The organism is Paraburkholderia sp. UCT31 (assembly GCF_014397655.1).
Lineage (GTDB): Bacteria > Pseudomonadota > Gammaproteobacteria > Burkholderiales > Burkholderiaceae > Paraburkholderia > Paraburkholderia tuberum.
Genome location: NZ_VZQP01000229.1, coordinates 1 through 251, shown reverse-complemented (window position 1 = coordinate 251; position 251 = coordinate 1). Strand labels below are relative to the sequence as shown.

Annotated in this window: 1 pseudogene; it reads right to left on the bottom strand. The window is 61.0% G+C overall.

From position 1 onward, the window contains the following. Positions 1–118 (bottom strand): annotated as a pseudogene (locus tag F6X40_RS43150) (IS110 family transposase); the annotation flags it as partial. Between the last annotated feature and the right edge of the window lie 133 nt (positions 119–251).

Genomic DNA, 251 nt, shown 5'->3' with positions numbered 1-251 from the left:
AAACGTAGTGGGGGCTGATGAGGCGCACCTCGATACCTGCCTCCTGGAAACGCCGCGCCCAGTGGTGGGCAGAGCCACAAGCTTCCATCGCGATCATCTGAGGACGCAAGGCCCGCACGGTTTCAATGTATCCGTCAGCGCATCCCGTCTTGAACGCACGTACGCGCGGTGCGAAGGTGTAGCCATCGTAACGACGGAGCAAATGCGATGGAGAACACCACGGGAGAGACTGTATTGACGGGCACGCGGCG